The 6462-nt window shown below is 63.1% G+C and carries 4 protein-coding genes; 3 read left to right on the plus strand and 1 reads right to left on the minus strand.

All coding sequences use genetic code 11. The features are described from left to right. The first annotated feature begins 684 nt into the window (after positions 1–684). The 3 genes from AC52Q4_RS16140 (at position 685) to AC52Q4_RS16150 (ending at position 5276) form a co-directional block, all read left to right on the plus strand. Entirely contained in the window at positions 685–2205 is a 1521-nt protein-coding gene (locus tag AC52Q4_RS16140; RefSeq protein WP_495537824.1) for an FAD-dependent oxidoreductase, read from the plus strand. Positions 2206–2604: 399 nt separating this feature from the next. After that, positions 2605–3744, plus strand: coding sequence for a pyridoxal-phosphate-dependent aminotransferase family protein (locus tag AC52Q4_RS16145; RefSeq protein WP_495537825.1), 1140 nt, complete (start codon positions 2605–2607; stop codon positions 3742–3744). 608 nt (positions 3745–4352) lie between these two features. Next, positions 4353–5276, plus strand: a complete 924-nt coding sequence (locus AC52Q4_RS16150; RefSeq protein ID WP_495537826.1) for a lipid kinase — start codon at positions 4353–4355, stop codon at positions 5274–5276. Here AC52Q4_RS16150 and AC52Q4_RS16155 read toward each other — a convergent pair. Continuing rightward, positions 5273–6462: diguanylate cyclase domain-containing protein (locus tag AC52Q4_RS16155; protein ID WP_495537827.1), on the minus strand; the 1190-nt coding region annotated here is incomplete at its 5' end. The genes AC52Q4_RS16150 and AC52Q4_RS16155 overlap by 4 nt on opposite strands.

The following is a 6462-nucleotide window of genomic DNA, read 5'->3' on the forward strand; positions in this document are numbered from 1 at the left end:
CTTCATGGTTTCATGCGGCGCGCCCCCAGCACACATGCCGGCAACTCACGCGGCTTACCCTCGATACTACTGATCTAAGGTGACGGCAGTGCGAGCCATACAGCGACGAGCCCTCGACACCAAACAAGGATTCGTGGCCCGGCACCTCCCGCTTTTCGCAGAGCACATCGAACGCGCGACAATACCTCTCGCGCATCCCGCCAATGCACCGGTTTGCCGGCGAGTTCGCCCCCCCGTCAACAGCCGGCAACTGATCCGCCGGCCCCTGTAGGCTTAGGCCCGCGGATCTCTTTTTCTAGCGACATCTGGATTGTCCGCGCCTGCCGCGTCTCGCTCCCGGCTTTTTCCAACGACGTTGATGCGTCGTGCATTGGCTCTTTTGCGTCAAACTGGCAAACGCTGATTGGAAACCGGCAACGAAGCGTGCGCTTTTGCAAGCCAACGGACCGATTGTGCCGAGCCTTCTTATTGTGAGGCTTCCCGGCGGGAATAACGCCGTGCCAGGCCAGAGATCGGCGCATTCGCAACGCACGGAACCGGCTGATGGGGCGGGAAGTCAAATTCACTGGATCACGACGGGACAATCACAGCTTACGGGCACGAACAGGAAAGGCGAAACCGCGGGTACCGGCACTGCCTCCATCGCCCGCGAGCGAGTCTCTGCCGGAATGCAGGAGATGCTCAATGGATACGTTCGTCTCGCCACACCAGACATTCTGGGATGAGGATGCGCCGAGAACCCGCTTCACGCCCCTGGCGGGCGCCGCATCCGCGGACGTGGTCATCGTGGGGGCCGGGATCGTGGGAATCACCCTGGCGGAGATCCTCAAGCGCGCCGGCAAACGGGTGGCCGTCGTCGACGCGCTGCACGTGGGCACGCAGGTGACCGGCCGCTCCACGGCTAAGCTCACGGCGCTGCACGGCCTCATTTATGCGGATCTGATCCGCGAGCACGGTGAGCGTACCGCCCGACTCTACGCCGAAGCCAACCAGGAGGCGTTGCAACATGTCGTCGAGCGGGTCGAGCACTACGGCATCGATTGCGCGCTCGAGCGCGTGCCGGCGTTCACGCACAGCGAGTCCGGACAGGGACTGGATAAGATCCGTGCGGAGGCGGATGCCGCGCGGCGAGTCGGTCTGCCGGTACGATTTGTGGAGGAAGCGCCGTTGCCGTTTGCGATCGCCGGCGCCGTGCGCCTCGACGATCAGTTTCAATTGCATCCGCAGCGCTATCTGCGCGGTCTTGCGCAGACGATCCCCGGCGACGGCTCGATGATTTTCGAGATGACCCGAGCACTCGATATCGAGGCGGCGAGCCCTCATCGGGTGACCACCGACAGGGGAATCCTCACCGGCCGGGACGTGGTGATCGCCACCAACATCCCGTTCCCGATCCGGGGCTTGTATTTCACCAAAGTCTACCCCCGCGCGCATGTCGTATTGGCCGCGCGTATCGGGCAAGCGACGGTGCCCGGAGGGATGTTCATCAGCAGTGCCGAAACACCGAGCTTTTCGGTTCGCGCTTTCCGCGACGGGGATTCAACCGTGCTCATCGCCACGGGCGGAGGCTTTCGTCCCGGACGCGGCGACGTGGCCGAGCACTACAACGCACTGCGCGCATACGTTCAGAGCCGCTTTGACGTCAAAGAGGAGCTGTGCTGGTGGTCCAACGAGGATTACGACTCCATGGACCGGCTGCCGTTCGTGGGACCGCTCGCTCGCGACGAGCGGATTTTCCTCGCCACGGGTTTTTCCGCCTGGGGGCTTAGCAACGGTGTCGCGGCGGCACGGATATTGGCTGAGCGCATTCTCGGCGGCGGTGAGCACGACCACCTCGCCGCGGCATTCAGCCCCCGCCGCTGGGCGCCGCGGACCGCCGCGCGCCGCTTTGGCATGGGTAACGCACACGTGGCACGGGAGTTTCTCCAAGGCCGGTTCGAGACTTTACGCGCCCGCAACGCAAGCGAATTGGGGCGCGCGCAGGGCGGCCTCGTTCGCCACCACGGGCGCTTGGTCGCCGCTTATAAAGACCCCGCGGGCGCATTGCATATGTTCTCGCCGCGTTGCCCGCATCTTGGATGCTTGCTCGGCTGGAACGCCGCCGAGCAGACCTGGGACTGCCCGTGCCACGGCTCACGATTCCGGCGGGACGGCCGCCTGCTCCATGGGCCGGCCGTGCGGGACATGAAAAGCGTCGAACCCTAGCCTGGCGTTCCTCACGCCTAACGCATGAGCAACAGCATGCATTGAGCGCGGGAATTTACCGGCGGTTTTTGGCCCGAGCGTCCGTGTGAGCACATTAACACCTGGCCGCCGCCGGAGAGCCGCGTTCTTTGCGGACGCTCATCTCGCAAGCGCCGCGCTGCATGCCCGACCGGCGCAGCCTCTTCCCGCGCGAGCCGTTCCAGCCTACCCTAGCGCTCTTAGCCGAACCCGCCTCCGATTCGTCATCAGTTGAAGATGCTGAGTGTTTGGGATTTTCGGTATGCTGTGTAGCCCAATCGCTCCAGCAGCAATTTCAATCGAATCCGACCGCAGAAATTAAAGAGGAAACGCATGGCCTACGCTATTCCTGCTCCAATCGACGTACCTCGGCGAATCCTGATGGGACCGGGACCCAGCGACACGCATCCGCGGGTATTGGCGGCGCTCGCACGCCCCACAATCGGCCATCTGGATCCCTACTTCCTTCAGGTAATGAACGAACTGCAGGCGATGCTGCGCGAGCTTTTCCAAACGGAAAACGAGCTGACCCTGGCCGTGAGCGGCACGGGCAGCTCGGGTATGGAAGCCTGTGTCGTCAACCTGATTGAACCCGGTGATCGCATGCTGGTGTGCGTCAACGGCGTGTTCGGCGGGCGCATGAGCGATGTCGCTGCCCGCGCGGGCGCCGAAGTGACGACACTCGAGCGAGAGTTCGGGGAAATTTTCACCGTTGAGGAGATCAGCGAGGCGGTGCAACGCGTGAAACCCAAGGTTGTAGGCATCGTGCACGCCGAAACCTCAACCGGGGCCTGGCAGCCGTTGGAGGAGATCGCCCGCGCCGTCCATGCCAGCGGCGCGCTGTTGCTCGCCGATTGCGTCACTTCGCTCGGCGGCGTGCCGGTCGAGGTCGACCGTTGGGAGTTGGACGCCGTCTACAGCGGGACTCAGAAATGCTTGAGCTGCCCTCCCGGCCTGGCGCCGGTCACCTTCGGTCCGCGCGCCCTGGAGGTCATCGAACGTCGCGAGTCGAAAGTCGCGAGCTGGTATCTGGACATGACCATGGTGCGCAATTACTGGGGGGACTCGCGAGCGTATCACCATACCGCCCCCATCAACGCGAACTACGGCTTGCACGAAGCGTTACGCGTGGTATTGGAGGAAGGCTTGGAGGAGCGCTTCACCCGTCATATGGGCAATCACCGAGCACTCAAGGCAGGCTTGCACGCATTGGGGATTGAATACTCGGTGGCCGAAGGCCAACAGCTGCCCATGCTCAATGCGGTGTGGGTCCCCGAGGGTGTCGAGGATGCCGCCGTGCGCTCGCAGTTGCTCCGTGAGTACGGCATCGAAATCGGTGGTGGGCTGGGCCCGATGAAAGGACGTACCTGGCGCATCGGTCTGATGGGTGAGGCGAGCACCGCAAGCCACGTTTTACTCTTCCTGGCCGCTCTGGAGCGCTGTCTGCTCGATCAAGGAATGCGCCTGGAATGCGGTGCCAGCGTGGCAGCGGCGAACGCCGTTTACCGCGACGGCGCGTAAGCACGCCGTGCAGGCATCACCGACCCGCTGCTCGGCAGGCAATTACCGCGAGTACTGCCGCCAGCCAAACGGGGCCGCTCAAAGGTCATGATCGCTGCTTCCCGGGCAAATCGCGTCGGCCGCGCGCCGGCGACGCCGCGTGTTTTCCGCGCTGGCGCAGGCCTGTGTCGCTAGAGCACGACTTGCGCTCGGGACAAGCACCGCTTCCCCGTGAACGGCACCCTCGGGTCAGCTGCAATGCCAGCGTCGTCCGGGGGTGACGTCCAGATTACCAGCCGCACCGGGCGCCCGCCTTCGTTGGCTGAGTCCGTGCGCTTATCGCGATTGGCACCGATATTGCGAATGAAATGGGCGAGGCCAACAACCTCACCTCCTCGAGCCTGCTTTGCCCTCGTACCGTTTCGGTAGCGAGGGCTCTTTTTTCTACCCAACACCGCCGCGCATCCTCGCGGCGTCTTTCCGGCATCGGGTGGCAAAACCCCGCCGCGCGAATGAAGGGCTTCGAGAGCAAACATTCGGTGGGAGTACCTAGCCATGCAATTGCTGACCTGTTTGCTCGCGCTCGAGCGCGCCTTGGATTCCCACCGCCAAACGATCGGGAGGATTGCATGATGAACTCGGGACGGGCGCTGCTGATCGTCAATCCCCGCAGTCGCAGTGGTCAGACGGACCTCGCCGCGCTCACTAGGCGGCTCAACGAATGCGGCCTCGCGGTGAAAACGATGTTTCCCGGGAACCAACAATCGATTGCGCAACTGATTCAAAATCATGAACGTGAATGTGACCGCGTCATTGTCGGCGGTGGTGACGGGACTTTGAATGCAGCCGCCGAGGCACTGCTCGATAGCCACCTGCCATTGGGGATTCTGCCGCTGGGTACTGCCAATGATCTCGCCCGAACGCTGGGCATCCCGCTCGATCCGCTGGAGGCATGCGAGGTGATTGCCAAAGGCGAGCTGCACCGCATCGATCTGGGCTGTGTCAATGGCCATTACTTTTTCAATGTGGCGCACATCGGATTTGGCGTCACACTGGCGCGTGAGCTTTCAGCCGAGATCAAGCAGCGCTGGGGAGTATTGGGTTATGCGAGAGCGGCCTTCACGGCATTGCGCAACCGGTCTTCGTTTCGGGCCGAAATCCGGGAGAACGGACGCACCCACAAAGCCCGCTGTTCACAGATCACAGTCGGTAATGGCCGGCATTTCGGCGGCGGCCTAGCCGTGGCCCACGACGCGCGTATCGATGATCACGCGCTCGACGTGTGGCACCTGGAACCCTTTGCTCTCTGGGAGCTCGTCGGCCTGATACCCGGCTTACTCCGCGGCCGTCACCTCGAACACCGGCGAGTGTGGCACCGCCGCGTTCAGAGCCTGGAGATCCGCACCCGAAAGCGCATGCCCGTCAGTGCCGACGGAGAGCTCACCACCCACACGCCGGCGGAATTTCATGTGCTCCCAAACGCCATCGCCGTGTATGTCCCCGCGGATGTCGGGGCCGACGATGCTTTTCGCGGGGAAGGCGTGTCGGCCTAAGCGCAGTAACCGCAGGCGTTATTCGGCGCGTTCAACTGAATACGGCCGGGACCGGACCGTTTTGCCTGGTACATGGCAATGTCGGATTGTTGAATCAGCTCTTCGCTGGTATCGCCGTCGGTGGGGTAGATGGCAATACCGATGCTCGCACTGATCGTTACGACGCCGTTGCCCCCCAGCTCCACCGGCTCGCTGAGTATGCGCATAATGTGCTTGGCAACCTGCTCAGCCTGGGCGCGCTCGTTGAGGCGCTCGAGGACCACGACGAACTCATCCCCACCCATCCGGGCCACGGTATCGTAGCCGCGCACGGATCTGGAAATTCGCCGAGCCAGCGTCCTCAACAAGTGGTCTCCGCTCTGGTGGCCGTACGAATCGTTCACCTGCTTGAAGCCGTCGAGGTCGACGAACAGCACGCCCACCAAGTGGCCGCCGCGGCTTGCACGCCGAATGGCGAGTCCGAGCTGCTCCCACAAATGGTTGCGATTGGGTAAACCGGTGAGTGGGTCATAGCTTGCCAACTCGCGCAATTGCTGACGTTCGCTGATCTTGTTGAAGATGAGCACCGCCGCACTGCCGCTTCGCTGCGCCGCGAGCCTGCCCGAGACCAAAGTCCAGACGCGCTCACCGTTTTGATGAACCAGCGGCACCTCCATATTGCGGAATTCCTCACAATCCATGAGCAACCGCATAAGCCGCGTGGGATCACCCGGGCGCTCGAATCGCCCGACCAAGCTGTGACCGGTAATGTCTTCGACGCGCTCGGAGAACATGGCGCGACAGGCGTCGTTGGCATAAAGCACATACCAATCCGGAATTCGCACCGTCGCCATGCCAACCGGCACGCATTCGGTCACAGTTCGCGCAAGCTCGAGATCGCGCACGACTTCCGCTTGGCGATTCGGATCGCGCAAATCCACCACGACCACCTTGGCACCGTCCTCACCGTAGGGCACGGGGTCCACGTGGCATGCCACGTAACGTACCCCGCTGCCGCCGACGCTCACCTCGAGCATCTCGCGAATCGGCCGCCCTGTCGCCATCGCCTCAGCCGCATAGCGGCTCAAGCTCACGCACAACGCGCGTGGCAAGCCCAGATCCCGCCACGACTTGCCGATCATTTCGCCAGGCTGGCGCCCCAGTACCTCGGCGCTGGCGGGCGTGACGTACAAGCAGTGTCCCTGCC

The sequence above is a fragment of the Nitrococcus sp. genome (assembly GCF_059432795.1).